Source organism: Burkholderia sp. ABCPW 11 (assembly GCF_001523445.1).
GTDB lineage: Bacteria > Pseudomonadota > Gammaproteobacteria > Burkholderiales > Burkholderiaceae > Burkholderia.
In genome coordinates, this window is sequence record NZ_LOVM01000088.1 from 25,965 (window position 1) to 40,140 (window position 14,176).

Genomic DNA, 14,176 nt, shown 5'->3' on the forward strand with positions numbered 1-14,176 from the left:
GGCGTCGCATCGTCACGGGCCGCGTGGGCCCGTCTTCCGTTCAGTGCTTCGGCGCTTCGGTACTTCAGCGTTTCGGCGCCGCGTCGAGCATCCATTCGTGCGCGGGGTCGTTCTTGAACGCCCACGCGCGGCTCGGCCCGGCCATCACGTTCAGGTAGTACAGGTTGTAGCCGTGAGGAGCCACGACCGGGTGGTAGCCGCGCGGCACCATCACGACGTCGTGGTTCTCGACCGCGCACGCCTCGTCGAGGCTGCGGTCGTCGGTGTACACGCGCTGGAACGCGAAACCCTGCGGCGGATCGATCCGGTGATAGTAGGTTTCCTCGAGCGAGGTTTCGTCGGGCGCCGCGTCGCGGTCGTGCTTGTGCGGCGGATAGCTGCTCGAATGGCTGGCCGGCGTGACGACTTCGACGACGAGGAGGCGCTCGGCGGCCGGGTTGTCGCCCATCAGGATGTCGCATACGTAGCGCGTGTTGGTGCCTTGCCCGCGCACCGAGCGGCGCATCCGTTCGCCGTCGAGGCGCCGCACGGGCTTGTCGCCGCTCGCGTACGGCGCGGTGCACAGCGCGACTTCCGCATCGCGCGTCGCGACCAGCGTGACGCGCTTGCCGCCCGGCACGTACAGCGCGTCAGGCGATACGTCTTCGAATACGCTGTCGCGCTTGCCGAGCGCGTCGTAGGTTTCGCCGTCGACGTCCGCGCGCACCGTGCCGGTCAGCACGACGACGCACAGTTCGCGCGTGCCCGTGTCGAGCGTCTCGGCGTCGCCGGCCTTCAGGCGCAGCGCGCGAAAGCCGACGTGCTTCCAGCCGGCCGATTCGGGCGTGACGTTGCAGATTTCGCGGTCGGCGGATGCCTTGACCAGCAGGGGAGAAATCGTCATGAGATGGGTCTCCGCAATAGGGTGGGGCGCGAATGCCCGGGCGCTTGCGCGCGGGTTCACGCGCTCAACCGGTCGACGATCGCGCGCAGCGATTCATAGCCCTTCTTCGCATACGCATAGCTCGGCGCGACGGCCGGATCCTGCTCGGCCTCGACGACGAGCCAGCCTTCGTAGCCGGCGTCCTTCAGCGTGCGCAGCGTCGCGTCGTAGTCGAGCGCGCCGTCGCCCGGCACCGTGAAGGTGCCGTTGATCACGCCGTTCAGGAAGCTCCAGCCGTCGTTGCGCGCCTGGTTGACGACCTGCGGCCGCACGTCCTTGCAATGCACGTGCGCCACGCGCGATACGTGTTTCTTCAGCAGCGCGACCGGGTCGGCCGCGCCGCCGAAATACGCGTGACCGGTGTCGAACAGCAGGAACACCTTCGCGGGGTCGGTCAGCGCCATCAGCCGGTCGACGTCGTCCGGCGATTCGACGTACGCGCCCATGTGGTGATGGTAGGCGAGCCGGATCCCGTAGGTGTCGAGCAGATGCGCGCCGAACGCGTCGAGGCGCGCCGCGTAGCGCCGCCACGCTTCGTCGTCGACGAAACGCGGCCGCTTCGCGACCGGCGTGTCGATGCTGCCCTGGATCGTGCCCGCGCATTCGCCGTACACGACGACCGTCACGTCGTTGAATTGCAGCTTCGTCATGTGCGCGCGGCAGCGCTCGATTTCCGCCGCGACGGCATCGGCGTCGGTCATGCCCGGCGCGACTTCCGCGAGAAAGCCCGAGTACCAGCCCGACACGCACACGAGCCCGAATTCGGCGAGCTTCGCCTTCAGTTCGGGGCCCGTCTTCGGAAACTTGTTGCCGAGCTCGAAGCCCGCATAGCCGATTTCGGCGCCTTCCTTCAGCGCCGTCTCGAGCGGCGTCTCGCCGCCGAGCGACGGCAGGTCGTCGTTCATCCACGACAGGGGATTGATGCCGATGCGGACGTTCCAGCTCATGTCTTGCTTCCTCGATTCGATTCGGATGATGGGGGGCGGGGCATGTTCGTGGCGCAGCGTGCGCAATCAGCGCCGCTGCCGGGTTTTCGCGTCGAGATACGCCTGGTGCGCGCGTTCGACACCGGCGCGTGCGGAGACCTGCGGCACCGCGACTTCCCACCACGCGCCGCCGTCGTCGGTGGTGCGGCGGTGCGTGGTGTCGATCACGAGCACCTGGCTCTTCGTCGCCGCCCGTGCGCGTTTCATTTCGCGGCGCAACTCGCCGACGTCGCGCACGTGCACGGCTTCCGCGCCCATTGCGCGCGCATGCATCGCGAAGTCGATCGTCGAGCGTTCGCCGCCTTCGGGCACGCAGTCGTCGAGCATGTTGTTGAAGCTCGCGCCGCCGCAGTTGAGTTGCAACCGCTCGATGCAGCCGTAGCCGCGGTTGTCGAGGATCACGACGATCAGCTTGCGGCCGAGCATCACGGAGGTCGCGAGCTCCGCGTTGAGCATCATGTACGAGCCGTCGCCGACGATCACGATCACTTCGCGCCCGGGGCGTGCAAGCTTCGCGCCGAGACCGCCCGCGACCTCGTAGCCCATGCACGAATACGCATAGTCCATGTGGTAGTTGCCCGGCACGCCGCTGCGCCACAGCTTGTGCAGTTCGGCCGGCAGCGTGCCGGCCGCGCAGACGACGAGGTCGTCGCGCGCGCTGTCGCGCCCCGCGTCGGCCGCGGAATCGCGCACCGCGCCGATCACTTCCGCGTCGTACGGCAGCGTGTCCGTCGGAATCCGGGTGGTCAGCGCCGTCACGCGCGCGTTCCATGCGGCGGCCTGGTCGCGGTTCGCGGCCGTCCACGCCGCGTCGGCGCGCCAGCCGGCCAGCGCGGCCGACAGCTGGCCGAGGCCCGTACGCGCGTCGGCAACCAGTTGCCGGCCGCGTTTCTTGCCCGCGTCGAACGGCTGCACGTTCAGGCTCAACAACGTTGCGTCGCCGTAAAGCGCGTGCGAGCCGGTCGTGAAATCCTGCAGCCGCGTGCCGACCGCGAACACGACGTCGGCCTGTGCGGCCGCGCGATTGGCGGCGGGGGAGCCCGTCACGCCGATCGATCCGAGGTTCAGCGGGTGGTCCCACGCAAGGCTGCCCTTGCCGGCCTGCGATTCGGCCACCGGCACGCCATGCGTGTCGGCGAACGTGCGCAGCGCGTCCCACGCCTGGCTGTACAGCACGCCGCCGCCGGCGACGATCAGCGGCTTCTTCGCGGCCTTCAGCACGTCGAGCGCATCGGCGAGTTCGAGCGGGTCGGCCGGCGGCCGGCGCATCCGGATCACCGGCGGCGCGAAGAAATCCTCGGGCCAGTCGTACGCGAAGGTCTGCACGTCCTGCGGCAGCGCGAGGCACACGGGGCCGCACTGCGCGGGATCGGTCATCACCTGGATCGCGCGCGGCAGCGCGACGAGCAGTTGCTCGGGCGACGCGATGCGGTCGAAGTAGCGCGTCACCGGCCGGAAGCAGTCGTTCGCGCTGACGTCGCCCTGTTCGAAATCCTCGACTTGCTGCAGTACCGGGTCGGGCAGCCGCGACACGAACACGTCGCCGGGCAGCAGCAGCAGCGGCAAGCGGCCGACGTGCGCGAGCGCGGCGGACGTGAGCATGTTGGTCGCGCCGGGGCCGATGCTCGACGTCGCGGCCATCATCCGCTGGCGGAAATTCGCTTTCGCGAACGCGACGGCCGCGTTGGCCATCCCTTGCTCGTTGTGCGCGCGAAACGTCGGCAGCCGGTCCTTCTCGGCATGCAGCGCCTCGCCGAGCCCGGCCACGTTGCCGTGGCCGAAGATCGCGAACACGCCGCCGCAGTACGGCAGGATCTCGGTGCGGCCGTCGGGCTGGACGACTTCGGCGCGCAGGGCGGCCAGGTAGCGCACGAGCGCCTGGCTGACGGTCAGTCTTACGGTGGTGGTCATCGTCGGTCGATAGAGAGAAGTCGGGTGGTCGTCGCGAACACGGGCATCAGGCTGCGGCGGCGGCGCGCGCGGCGGCCCGGCGGCCCAGCCACGCGTCGACCAGTTGCGCGAAGTTGCCGGCCACTTCGTCGATCAGCGCCTGATCGTCGATCCGGCCCGCGAACCAGTTCAGCGATGCATCGGCCCACAGCGTGCGCCCGACCATGAAGCCCTTGACGATCGGGTTGGTCGCCGAGCGGAAGCTGTCGACGAGGTATTGCAGCGGCTGGTTCAGCCCGAGGATCACCGCGCCGCGGCAGTACGGGTCGCGCTCGGCGATCAGCGCGGCGAGCCGTGCCCAGCCGTCGGCGCTCAGCGGCGTGAGCTTCCACCATTCGGGCTTCACGCCGAGGTTGTAGAAGCGCGCGACCGTGCGCAGCACCGCGTCGTCCTCGGTGCCGGCCGGCGTGACCGCGCGCGGCGGAATCATTTCCAGCAGCAGCTCGTTGCCGCTCGCGCGCGTGGCTTCCCACAGTTCGAGCACGCGCTGCTCCTGCTCGACGCGCAGATCGACGGGGTCGTCGGGGTGATAGTGAACGAGGCACTTCACGACCTGTTCGGTCGGCCAGTGCGTGAGCGACGAGCCGACCGAACGTGTCTCGTCGAACCGCAGCGGCCGCGAGCCCGGCAGCTCGACCGGCCGGCCGACCCACCAGCCGCGCCCGGTGGCCGATGCGAGTGCGTCGCCGCCGTACGCGCCGCCGTCGATCAGCACGCCGACGTGGCCGGCGATGCCGCGATCGCGTTCGACCTGTTCGACCGCGCGCACGAGCAGGCGCTTCAACGTGCTGATCCGCGCTTCGTCCGCGCCGGCCTGCACCGCGAGCTCGTAGAACTGGCTGCGATGGTCGAACGCCATCACGCACAGGTCGTCCCATTCGCGGCGCGGCACCGTCACGCGATGCAGGTGCGCGAGCGTACGGTCGGCATCGACCGCCGGATTGCGGCTGCCGCCGAACCAGTGCGCGAGCTCGGCCGGCGTCGGCATCGCGGCCGAGCACGCGTGGCGCGACACGACGATCGCGCCGCATGCGTTCGCGATGCGCGTCGATTCGGCCCAGTCGCGCCCGCGCAGCAGCCCCGACAGCAGGCCCGACAGGAACGCGTCGCCCGCGCCGAGCACGTTGAGCACCTCGACGCGTTCGCCGACGAAGGTCGGCGCGGCGTCGATGCGCGCGGGAACGTCGCCTTCGATCACGCAGCAGCCGAGCGCGCCGCGCTTGACGACCAGCGTCGCGTTCGTGATCGCGCGCACCGCCTGCAACGACGCGATCAGATCGTGCGGCACGCCGCCCGCGATCAGGAATTCCTCTTCGGTGCCGACCAGCAGATCGAATTCGTCGAGCACCTGCTGCAGTTGCCGCGTTACCTGCGCGTTGGGTACGTAACGGTTCTCGCCGGCGCCGCGCGCGGTCAGCCCCCACAGCACCGGCCGGTAGTCGATGTCGAGGATGCGCACCGCGCCGTGGCGGCGCGCGTAACCGAGCGCGGTCAGCGATGCCTCGCGCGTGCCCGGCGTCGACAGATGCGTGCCGGTGATCGCCAGCGCGCGGCAACCGGCGATGAAGTTCTCGCTGATCTCGTCGGCGCGCACGGCCATGTCCGCGCAGTTCTCGCGCACGAACAGCAGCGGGAACGTATCGCGATCCTTCAGCCCGAGCAGCACGAGCGCGGTGAGGCGCTCGCGATCGGTCTGCAGCTGGCTCGTGTCGCAGCCTTCGCGCTCGAGCGTCTCGCGCAGGAAGCGGCCCATCTGCTCGTCGCCGACGCGCGAAATCATCGCGGTCTTCAGCCCGAGCCGCGCGACGCCGAACGCGACGTTGCCCGACGAGCCGCCGAGATACATCTGGAAGCTGCGCGCGTCTTCGAGGCGGCTGCCGTACTGCTGCGCATAGAGATCCACGGCCACACGGCCGAGGCAGGCGAGATCGATGGGGCGGTCACTCGGAAAGTTCAGCAGGCTCATATCACGTGTCACGCTCGCGGCCGGCGTTCGGCGCTGCCGGCGGATTAGGGGACCGATCCGGCGGCGGCTGTCCGCGGCATGTGCCGCACGACGCGAGGCTACCTGCCGCCGGGATTCGGGCTACGGACGCAGTCTAGACTTTTTGGAAATCCAGTTCCCTAGGTGAAATCACGTAGAAATAAATTTCCAAATTCTCGAGGAAGTGATCTACAGTTTCATCCGGATGCTTCAGTCCCGATCGGACAGATCGGACTCGGCCCGGCGGCGCGCAATGCGCCGTCTTCCGCCCCCCGGAGATGAGGAGACAGATTGATCATGAAGACCAAGCTGATGGCCGTCGCGGCCGCCGCGATCCTGGCTGCGCCGCTCGCGCATGCGGAGAAGATCGGCGTGACGATGGCATCGTTCGACGACACGTTCCTGACCATCCTGCGCAACAGCATTGCCGATTCGGCGAAGAAGGACGGCGCGACGGTGCAGATCGAGGACGGCGGCAATGACGTCGGCAAGCAGTTGAGCCAGGTCCAGAACATGATCGCGCAGAAAGTCGACGCGATCATCGTGAACGCGGTCGATACCGACGCGACGCCGAAGATCACGAAGATGGTGACCGCGGCGAAGATCCCGCTCGTCTACGTGAACCGCAAGCCGGTCGATTTCGACAAACTGCCGGCCGGCGTCGCGGTCGTCGCCTCCGACGAAAAGCAGTCGGGCACGCTGCAGGCGCGCCAGGTGTGCAAGCTGCTTGGCGGCAAGGGCGACATCCTCGTGCTGATGGGCGAGCTGTCCAACGAATCGGCGCGCGCCCGCACCAAGGACATCGAGGACGTGATCGCGACGAAGGATTGCGCGGGCATGAAGATCGTCGACAAGCGCGAAGGCAAGTGGAGTCGCACGCAGGGCCAGGACATCACGATGAACTGGCTGAGCTCCGGGACCAAGTTCGACGCGATCGTGTCGAACAACGACGAAATGGCGATCGGCGCGATCAACGCGCTGAAGGCCGCGCGCAAGCTGACGCCGAAAACGGTCGTCGCAGGCATCGACGCGACGCCGGACGGCCTCGCGGCGATGAAGGCCGGCGAGTTGAAGGTGTCCGTGTACCAGAACGCGACCGGGCAGGGCGCGCAGGCCGTCGCCACCGCGCTGAAGCTCGCGAAGAAGCAGCCCGTCGATCGCTACGTGAACGTGCCTTTCGAGCTCGTGACGCCGGAGAACATGAACCAGTACGCGAAGCACTGACCGGTTTTTCCGCTGAACTGCGCGGGCCCGGCACGGCCGGGTTCGCGCGCGACTTTCGAGGAACGTCCATGTTTACAGCCAGGATCGCGCGCTCGATGGCCAGCGAAAGCGCGCCTGCCGCCTCGTCCGCCGCGCCCGGCTCGTCCGGTGCGGCCATGGCCGACTGCGTGCTCGAGGTGCGCGGCGTCGGCAAGTCCTTTCCCGGCGTCGTCGCGCTCGACGGCGTGCAGTTCCGCGTGCGGCGCGGCACCGTTCATGCGCTGATGGGCGAGAACGGCGCAGGCAAGTCCACGCTGATGAAGATCATCGCCGGCGTCTACACGCCCGACCAGGGCGAAATCCTGATCAACGGCGAGGCGGTCGTGCTGAACGGCCCGCTCGATGCGCTCGACCGCGGCATCGCGATGATCCATCAGGAGCTCAACCTGATGCCGTACATGACGGTCGCGGAGAACATCTGGATCCGCCGCGAACCGAAGAACCGCTTCGGCCTGATCGATCACGCCGAGTTGCGCCGCCGCACGGCCGCGCTGTTCGAGCGGCTGTCGATCGACATCGACCCGGAAACCGACGTGCGCACGCTGACGGTCGCGAGCCGCCAGATGGTCGAGATCGCGAAGGCCGTGTCGTTCGACTCGGACGTGCTGATCATGGACGAGCCGACCTCCGCGCTGACCGAGAAGGAAGTCACGCACCTGTTCCGGATCATTCGTCAGCTGCGCGAACAGGGCAAGGGCATCGTCTACATCACGCACAAGATGAACGAGCTGTTCGAGATCGCTGACGAGTTCTCGGTGTTCCGCGACGGCAAGTACATCGGCACGCATGCGTCGAGCGACGTCACGCGCGACGACATCATCCGCATGATGGTCGGGCGCGAGATCACGCAGATGTTCCCGAAGGAAGAGGTGCCGATCGGCGACGTCGTGCTGTCGGTGAAAGATCTCTGCGTCGACGGCGTGTTCCGCGACGTGAGCTTCGAGCTGCGCGCGGGCGAGATCCTCGGCGTCGCGGGCCTCGTCGGCTCGGGGCGCTCGAACGTCGCGGAGGCGCTGTTCGGCGTCGTGCCGGCCACGTCGGGCGAGATCCGCATCGACGGCAAGCCGGTGCGGATCGCGACGCCCGCGCAGGCGATGAAACACGGGATGGCGTTCCTCACCGAGGACCGCAAGGACTCCGGCTGCTTCCTGAATCTCGACCTGCTCGCGAACATGGAAGCGGCGGTGCTCAGCCGCCGCTACGTGAAGTTCAATTTCGTGCAGCAGGCGCAGTTGAAGCGCGACTGCGAGGAAATGAGCCGGATGCTGCGCGTGAAGTCGCCCGGGCTGCACGAGGAAATCCAGAACCTGTCGGGCGGCAACCAGCAGAAGGTGCTGATCGGTCGCTGGCTGCTCACGCAGCCGCGCATCCTGATCCTCGACGAACCGACGCGCGGCATCGACGTCGGCGCGAAGGCCGAGATCCACCGGCTCGTCAGCGCGCTTGCCGCCAAGGGCGTCGCGGTGCTGATGATCTCGTCGGAAATGCCGGAAGTGCTGGGCATGAGCGATCGCGTGATGGTGATGCACGAAGGGCGCATGACCGGCATCGTCGATCGCAAGGACGCCGACCAGGTCCGCATCATGGATCTCGCGTCGCGCTGAGCCGAAACAAGATTGGAGACAACTGAAATGGGCAACCTGAACCCGGTCGCGGATGCGCAGACCATGACACTCAAGTCGCGGCATACGAAGTGGCCGCCCGAACTGAGCATCTTCCTCGTGCTGGTCGGCATCAGCCTGTTCTTCGAGATCCTCGGCTGGATCGTCGTCGGCCAGAGCTTCCTGTTCAATGCCGAGCGGCTCGAAATCATCGTGCTGCAAATGGCCGTGATCGGCATCATCGCGGTCGGCGTGAACCTCGTGATCATCACCAGCGGGATCGATCTCTCGTCGGGGTCGGTGGTCGCGGCGGCCGCCGTCGTGTCGGCGAGCCTCGCGCAGGTGTCCGACTTCCCGCGCGCGGTGTTTCCGCACCTGACCGACTTGCCGGTGATCTGGCCGGTGCTCGCCGGCGTGTGCGTCGGGCTGCTGGTCGGCCTGCTGAACGGTACGCTGATCGCGATGACGGGCATCCCGCCGTTCATCGCAACGCTCGGCACGATGGTCGCCGCGCGCGGCTTCGCGAAGTGGTTCACCAACGGGATGCCGGTGTCGATGCTGACCGACTCGTTCGCGGCGATCGGCGCGGGCGCCAATCCGGTGATCGTCTTTCTCGTGATCGCCGCGATCTTCCACGTCGTGCTGCGCTACACGCGCTTCGGCAAGTACACGTATGCGATCGGCGCGAACCGCCACGCGGCCGTCGTATCGGGCATCAACGTCACGCGACACCTGATCTTCGTCTATGCGATCGCGGGCCTCCTGAGCGGGATCGCCGGCACCGTGACGGCCGCGCGCGCGATTTCCGGCCAGTCGGGCATGGGCGTGATGTACGAGCTCGATGCGATCGCGGCCGTCGTGATCGGCGGCACGTCGCTGTCGGGCGGCCTCGGGCGCGTGACGGGCACCGTGATCGGCGTGCTGATCCTCGGCGTGATGACGTCGGGCTTCACGTTCATCCGCATCGACGCGTATTACCAGGAGATGGTGAAGGGCGCGATCATCGTCGCGGCCGTGATCGCCGATCAGTACCGCAACAAGAAGTCGCGTCGCTGACCGATTCCGACGCGGCCGACACCACGCAACTTTCCAGGAAGAAGATGAAGATCGCTCTGGACCCCTACATGATTCGCCACCTGCCGCTCGACCGGCTGCCGCACGCGGTCGCCGAACTCGGCTACGACCAGATCGAGCTGTCGCCGCGCAGCGACTTTCTCGACTGGTGGGTGATGCCGCGCGCGACGCGCGAGCGCATGGCCGCGTTCCGCCAGGCGATGCGCGCGAGCGGCGTCGGTCTCGCGTCGCTGCAGCCGATGTACCGCTGGGCGAGCCCGTTCGAGGACGAGCGGCAATGGGCCGTGCGCTGCTGGCAGAAGGCGATCGAGGTCGCAGTGGAGATGGAGTGCCCGCTGATGGTGTCCGAGTTCGGGCGCGGCGCGTCGCCGGAGCGTTCGGTCGGCGAGCGGCCGGGCGCGAACCCGAAGGAGCTGTGCGAAGCCGCGTGGTTCCGTTCGATGGACGCGCTGCTGCCGATCCTCGAGCGCGAACGCATCGTGCTGTCGGTCGAGCCGCATCCGGAAGACTGGATCGAGCAGCTGCAGCCGGCGATCGACATCGTCACGAACATCGGCTCGCCGTCGCTGAAGCTGTCGTACATCGCGCCGCACACGTTCTACTACGGCGACGACATGGCCGCGATGATCGCGGCCGCCGCGCCGATTCTCGCGCACGTGCGCGTGGCCGACACCTTCGACCACCGCAAGAGCAGCCAATTGCGCTACATCGTGAACCCGCCGGGCTCGAATCAGATCCGCGTGCACCAGCATCTCGACATCGGGCAGGGCGAGATCGACTGGGACGTGTTTTTCGGCGCGCTCGGCAGCGCCGGCTTCGACGGCGTGATGTCGTCGTGCGTGTTCGCGTGGGAGGACCGCGCGGAAGCGTCGTCGCGCTACATGCGCGACACGATCCAGCGCTACGTCGATCGCCATTTCGAGCGGGCGGCTGCGCGCTGAGCCGTTTGGGAACCATTGTTGACCGGCGCGGCACGGGCCGCGCCGCTGATGAACGAACGACTGGAGATATTCGGATGACGTTGCAAATCGGTGTGATCGGCTGCGGCGCGATCGGCCAGGACCATATCCGCAGGCTTACGCGTACGCTGTCCGGCGCACGCGTGGTAGCCGTCAACGACATCGACCCGCAGCAGGCGCGCGATGCGGTGACGAAGTACGGGCTCGACGCGGAAATCTACGGCGACGGTCACGACGTGGTCGCGGCCGTCGACGTGCAGGCCGTGCTCGTCACGTCGTGGGGGCCGACGCACGAAGCGTTCGTGCTCGACGCGATCGCGCACGGCAAGCCGGTGTTCTGCGAGAAGCCGCTGGCGGTCACTGCCGACGGTTGCATGCGCATCGTCGAGGCCGAGATCGCGCACGGCAAGCGGCTCGTGCAGGTCGGCTTCATGCGTCCGTACGACGAAGGCTATCGTGCGCTCAAGCGCGTGATCGACAGCGGAGAAATTGGCGCGCCGCTGATGCTGCATTGCGCGCACCGCAACCAGTCGGTCGGCGAGCGCTATACGACCGACATGGCGATCACCGACACGCTGATCCACGAGCTCGACGTGCTGCGCTGGCTGCTCGGCGAGGACTACACGAGCGCGCAGGTCGTCTACCCGAAGAAGACGCGCCATGCGAGCGCGCATCTCGCCGATCCGCAGATCGTGCTGCTCGAAACCGCGAGCGGCGTGCGTATCGACGTCGAGATCTTCGTGAACTGCCAGTACGGCTACGACATCCAGTGCGAGGTGGTCGGCGAGAACGGCATCGCGAAGCTGCCCGATCCGCCCGCGGTCGGGCTCAAGCATGCGGCGCGGCAGTCGGTCGAGATCATGACCGACTGGAAGGAGCGCTTCATCGCGTCGTACGACGTCGAGCTGCAGGCGTTCGTCGACGGCGTGCGGCAGGGCGCGCTGACCGGCCCGTCCGCGTGGGACGGCTATGCGGCGGCGGTCGCGGCCGATGCGTGCGTGCGCGCGCAGAAGAGCGGGGCGGTCGAGCCGATCGCGATGGCCGAACGCCCGGCGTTCTATCGCGGCTGAACAGGCCGGACACGTTGACATCGGGCCGCGTGACCACGCGGCCACGCACCGCTTTCCTGATGGACTGACCGACATGACGATGAAGATTGGCTGCGCGCCGTGCTGCTGGGGCGTCGACGACGTGAAGAATCCGCACCTGCCGCCGTGGCGGCACGTGCTCGCCGAAGCCGCACTGGCCGGCTATTCGGGCATCGAGCTCGGCCCGTACGGCTATATCCCGCTCGAGCTCGACGTGGTGAGCGCGGAGCTCGAGCGTCAGCGCTTGAGCATCACTGCCGGCACGATCTTCGACGACCTGGTGTCGCCGGAGAACCTGCCGAACCTGCTGCGCCAGACGCGCGACATCTGCGCGCTGATCACGCGCTTGCCGAAGCTGCCGACGCAGCCGGGCCAGCGCCATGCGGCGCCGTACCTGGTCGTGATGGACTGGGGCCACGAGGAGCGCGACTATGCGGCCGGTCACGGCGATCGCGCGCCGCGGCTGTCCGACGAGCGCTGGGCGCGGATGGTGGACCATATCCGGCAGATCGCGACGCTCGCGCGCGACGAGTTCGGCGTGCGCGCGGTGATCCATCCGCATGCGGGCGGCTACATCGAATTCGCGGATGAGATCGACCGGATCGTCGCCGACATTCCGGCCGAGACGGCGGGCCTGTGTCTCGACACCGGCCACCTGCATTACTCGGGCATGGACCCGCAAACGTGGCTGCGCCGCCATGCGGCGCGGCTCGACTACGTGCATTTCAAGGATATCGACGCGGCCGTGTACGACGCGGTGATGGGCGAGCACATCGCATTCTTCGCGGCCTGCGCGCGCGGCGTGATGTGCCCGATCGGCACCGGCGTGCTCGACTACCGCGCGATTCGCCACGCGCTCGACGAGATCGGCTACGCCGGCTACATCACGATCGAGCAGGAGCGCGACCCGCGCAATGCCGGCACGAGCCTGCGCGACGTTGCCGCGAGCCGCGCGTTTCTCGCATCGGCCGGGTTCGCGTGATCGGCCGTCGGCCCGACCCCTTGCACACACTCTGAACACTGAACACGGACAGGAACACGACAATCATGATCGACGGACAGATTCTGCTCGGACATTCGATTCGCTGGGGCATGGTCGGCGGCGGGCTCGGCAGCCAGATCGGCTACAGCCACCGGTCGGCCGCGTTGCGCGACGGCAGCTTCCAGCTCGTTGCCGGCGCGTTCGACATCGATGCCGAGCGCGGGCGGCAGTTCGGCGTGAAGCTCGGCGTCGCGGCGGACCGCTGCTATCCCGACTACCGGACGATGTTCGACGCCGAGGCGAAGCGTGCCGACGGCATCCGCGCGGTGTCGATCGCGACGCCGAACAACACGCACTTCGAGATCTGCCGCGCGGCGCTGAACGCGGGGCTGCACGTGGTCTGCGAGAAGCCGCTGTGCTTCACGACCGAGGAGGCCGAGGCGCTGCAGCGTCTGTCGGTCGAGAAGAACCGCATCGTCGGCGTCGCGTACGGCTATTCGGGACACCAGATGATCGAGCAGGCGCGCGAAATGATCGCGCGCGGCGATCTCGGCGAAATTCGCATCGTGCAGATGCAGTTCGCGCACGGCTTTCACAGCGACGGCGTCGAAGCCGCGAGCGCCGCCGCGCGCTGGCGCGTCGACCCGAAGTTCGCGGGGCCGAGCTACGTGCTCGGCGATATCGGCACGCACCCGCTGTACATCTCCGAAGTGATGGCGCCGGACCTGAAGATCAAACGGCTGATGTGTTCGCGGCAGAGCTTCGTGAAGAGCCGCGCGCCGCTCGAGGACAACGCGTTCACGATCATGGAATACGACACGGGTGCGATCGGCTACGTGTGGTCGAGCGCGGTGAACGCCGGCTCGATGCACGGGCAGAAGGTGCGCGTGATCGGCTCGAAGGCGAGCGTCGAATGGTGGGACGAACATCCGAACCAGTTGCGCTACGAGATCCAGGGGCAGCCCGCGCAGGTGCTCGATCGCGGGATGCCGTACCTGCACCCGAACGCGACGCGCGAAGACCGCATCGGCGCCGGGCATCCGGAGGGGCTGTTCGAAGCGTGGTCGAACCTGTACGCGCGCTTCGCGCTCGCGATGGATGCGGCCGATCGCGGCGACGTGCAGACGTTGAAGCAGATCCGCTTTCCGGACGTCCATGCGGGCGTCGAAGGCGTGCGGTGGGTCGAGAACTGCGTGCGGTCCGCCGATGCGGGCGGCGTGTGGGTCGACTATCGTTGAGCGAGGGGGCGGGCCGGCTGCGCCGCGGATCGTCGCGCTCGGTCGCGACGGCCGGCTTGGTAGACACCCTGATCTTTACGACGCCGCGAGTGCGTTGGACAATCGCTCCCAGTCTTGCCGTGGAGCGTA

General features: G+C 67.8%; 11 protein-coding genes. 7 read left to right on the forward strand and 4 right to left on the reverse strand.

The genetic code is table 11. The features are described from left to right. Positions 1 to 64: 64 nt before the first annotated feature. The 4 genes from iolB to iolC all read right to left on the reverse strand — a co-directional run bounded on the left by iolB (position 65) and on the right by iolC (position 5,824). A complete protein-coding gene (gene iolB / locus WS61_RS28765; protein ID WP_059505638.1) occupies positions 65 to 883 on the reverse strand; it encodes a 5-deoxy-glucuronate isomerase in 819 nt (272 codons plus the stop codon). A 56-nt stretch (positions 884 to 939) separates the two neighbouring features. Further along, on the reverse strand, positions 940 to 1,869 hold the full coding sequence (gene iolE, locus WS61_RS28770; protein WP_034207061.1) for a myo-inosose-2 dehydratase: 930 nt from the start codon (positions 1,867 to 1,869) through the stop codon (positions 940 to 942). A 66-nt stretch (positions 1,870 to 1,935) separates the two neighbouring features. Beyond that, positions 1,936 to 3,819 (reverse strand): 3D-(3,5/4)-trihydroxycyclohexane-1,2-dione acylhydrolase (decyclizing), encoded by a 1,884-nt coding sequence (gene iolD, locus WS61_RS28775; protein WP_059505639.1) that lies wholly within the window; start codon positions 3,817 to 3,819, stop codon positions 1,936 to 1,938. A gap of 46 nt (positions 3,820 to 3,865) precedes the next feature. After that, entirely contained in the window at positions 3,866 to 5,824 is a 1,959-nt protein-coding gene (iolC, locus tag WS61_RS28780) for a 5-dehydro-2-deoxygluconokinase (protein WP_059505640.1), read from the reverse strand. A gap of 315 nt (positions 5,825 to 6,139) precedes the next feature. On the opposite strand from iolC, the gene WS61_RS28785 reads away from it, so the two are divergent. From WS61_RS28785 to WS61_RS28815, 7 genes are all read left to right on the forward strand, one after another. Beyond that, the gene (locus WS61_RS28785; RefSeq protein WP_059505642.1) at positions 6,140 to 7,066 is read left to right on the forward strand and encodes a sugar ABC transporter substrate-binding protein; all 927 of its coding nucleotides are present in this window, start codon (positions 6,140 to 6,142) and stop codon (positions 7,064 to 7,066) included. A 68-nt stretch (positions 7,067 to 7,134) separates the two neighbouring features. Then, positions 7,135 to 8,709: a sugar ABC transporter ATP-binding protein gene (locus WS61_RS28790; RefSeq protein ID WP_059505644.1), complete on the forward strand. Its 1,575-nt coding sequence runs from the start codon at positions 7,135 to 7,137 to the stop codon at positions 8,707 to 8,709. A gap of 27 nt (positions 8,710 to 8,736) precedes the next feature. Then, positions 8,737 to 9,762: an ABC transporter permease gene (locus WS61_RS28795; protein ID WP_034207066.1), complete on the forward strand. Its 1,026-nt coding sequence runs from the start codon at positions 8,737 to 8,739 to the stop codon at positions 9,760 to 9,762. A gap of 44 nt (positions 9,763 to 9,806) precedes the next feature. Then, a complete protein-coding gene (locus WS61_RS28800) occupies positions 9,807 to 10,721 on the forward strand; it encodes a sugar phosphate isomerase/epimerase family protein (RefSeq protein WP_059505646.1) in 915 nt (304 codons plus the stop codon). A gap of 74 nt (positions 10,722 to 10,795) precedes the next feature. Beyond that, positions 10,796 to 11,809: a Gfo/Idh/MocA family protein gene (locus WS61_RS28805; protein ID WP_059505647.1), complete on the forward strand. Its 1,014-nt coding sequence runs from the start codon at positions 10,796 to 10,798 to the stop codon at positions 11,807 to 11,809. Between the two features lie 73 nt (positions 11,810 to 11,882). After that, a complete protein-coding gene (locus WS61_RS28810; RefSeq protein ID WP_059505649.1) occupies positions 11,883 to 12,809 on the forward strand; it encodes a TIM barrel protein in 927 nt (308 codons plus the stop codon). 65 nt (positions 12,810 to 12,874) lie between these two features. Further along, positions 12,875 to 14,047 carry a Gfo/Idh/MocA family protein gene (locus WS61_RS28815; RefSeq protein WP_059505651.1) on the forward strand — a complete coding sequence of 391 codons (1,173 nt, stop codon included), beginning with the start codon at positions 12,875 to 12,877 and terminating at the stop codon, positions 14,045 to 14,047. The last annotated feature ends 129 nt before the right edge of the window (positions 14,048 to 14,176 follow it).

Excerpts from the sequence above, each read along its gene's own strand:
- iolD (WP_059505639.1), bottom strand. The coding sequence starts at position 3,819 with ATGACCACCACCGTAAGACTGACCGTCAGCCAGGCGCTCGTGCGCTAC.
- WS61_RS28800 (WP_059505646.1), top strand. The coding sequence starts at position 9,807 with ATGAAGATCGCTCTGGACCCCTACATGATTCGCCACCTGCCGCTCGAC.
- WS61_RS28785 (WP_059505642.1), top strand. The coding sequence starts at position 6,140 with ATGAAGACCAAGCTGATGGCCGTCGCGGCCGCCGCGATCCTGGCTGCG.
- WS61_RS28795 (WP_034207066.1), top strand. The coding sequence starts at position 8,737 with ATGGGCAACCTGAACCCGGTCGCGGATGCGCAGACCATGACACTCAAG.
- WS61_RS28815 (WP_059505651.1), top strand. The coding sequence starts at position 12,875 with ATGATCGACGGACAGATTCTGCTCGGACATTCGATTCGCTGGGGCATG.
- WS61_RS28805 (WP_059505647.1), top strand. The coding sequence starts at position 10,796 with ATGACGTTGCAAATCGGTGTGATCGGCTGCGGCGCGATCGGCCAGGAC.
- WS61_RS28810 (WP_059505649.1), top strand. The coding sequence starts at position 11,883 with ATGACGATGAAGATTGGCTGCGCGCCGTGCTGCTGGGGCGTCGACGAC.
- WS61_RS28790 (WP_059505644.1), top strand. The coding sequence starts at position 7,135 with ATGTTTACAGCCAGGATCGCGCGCTCGATGGCCAGCGAAAGCGCGCCT.
- iolB (WP_059505638.1), bottom strand. The coding sequence starts at position 883 with ATGACGATTTCTCCCCTGCTGGTCAAGGCATCCGCCGACCGCGAAATC.
- iolC (WP_059505640.1), bottom strand. The coding sequence starts at position 5,824 with ATGAGCCTGCTGAACTTTCCGAGTGACCGCCCCATCGATCTCGCCTGC.
- iolE (WP_034207061.1), bottom strand. The coding sequence starts at position 1,869 with ATGAGCTGGAACGTCCGCATCGGCATCAATCCCCTGTCGTGGATGAAC.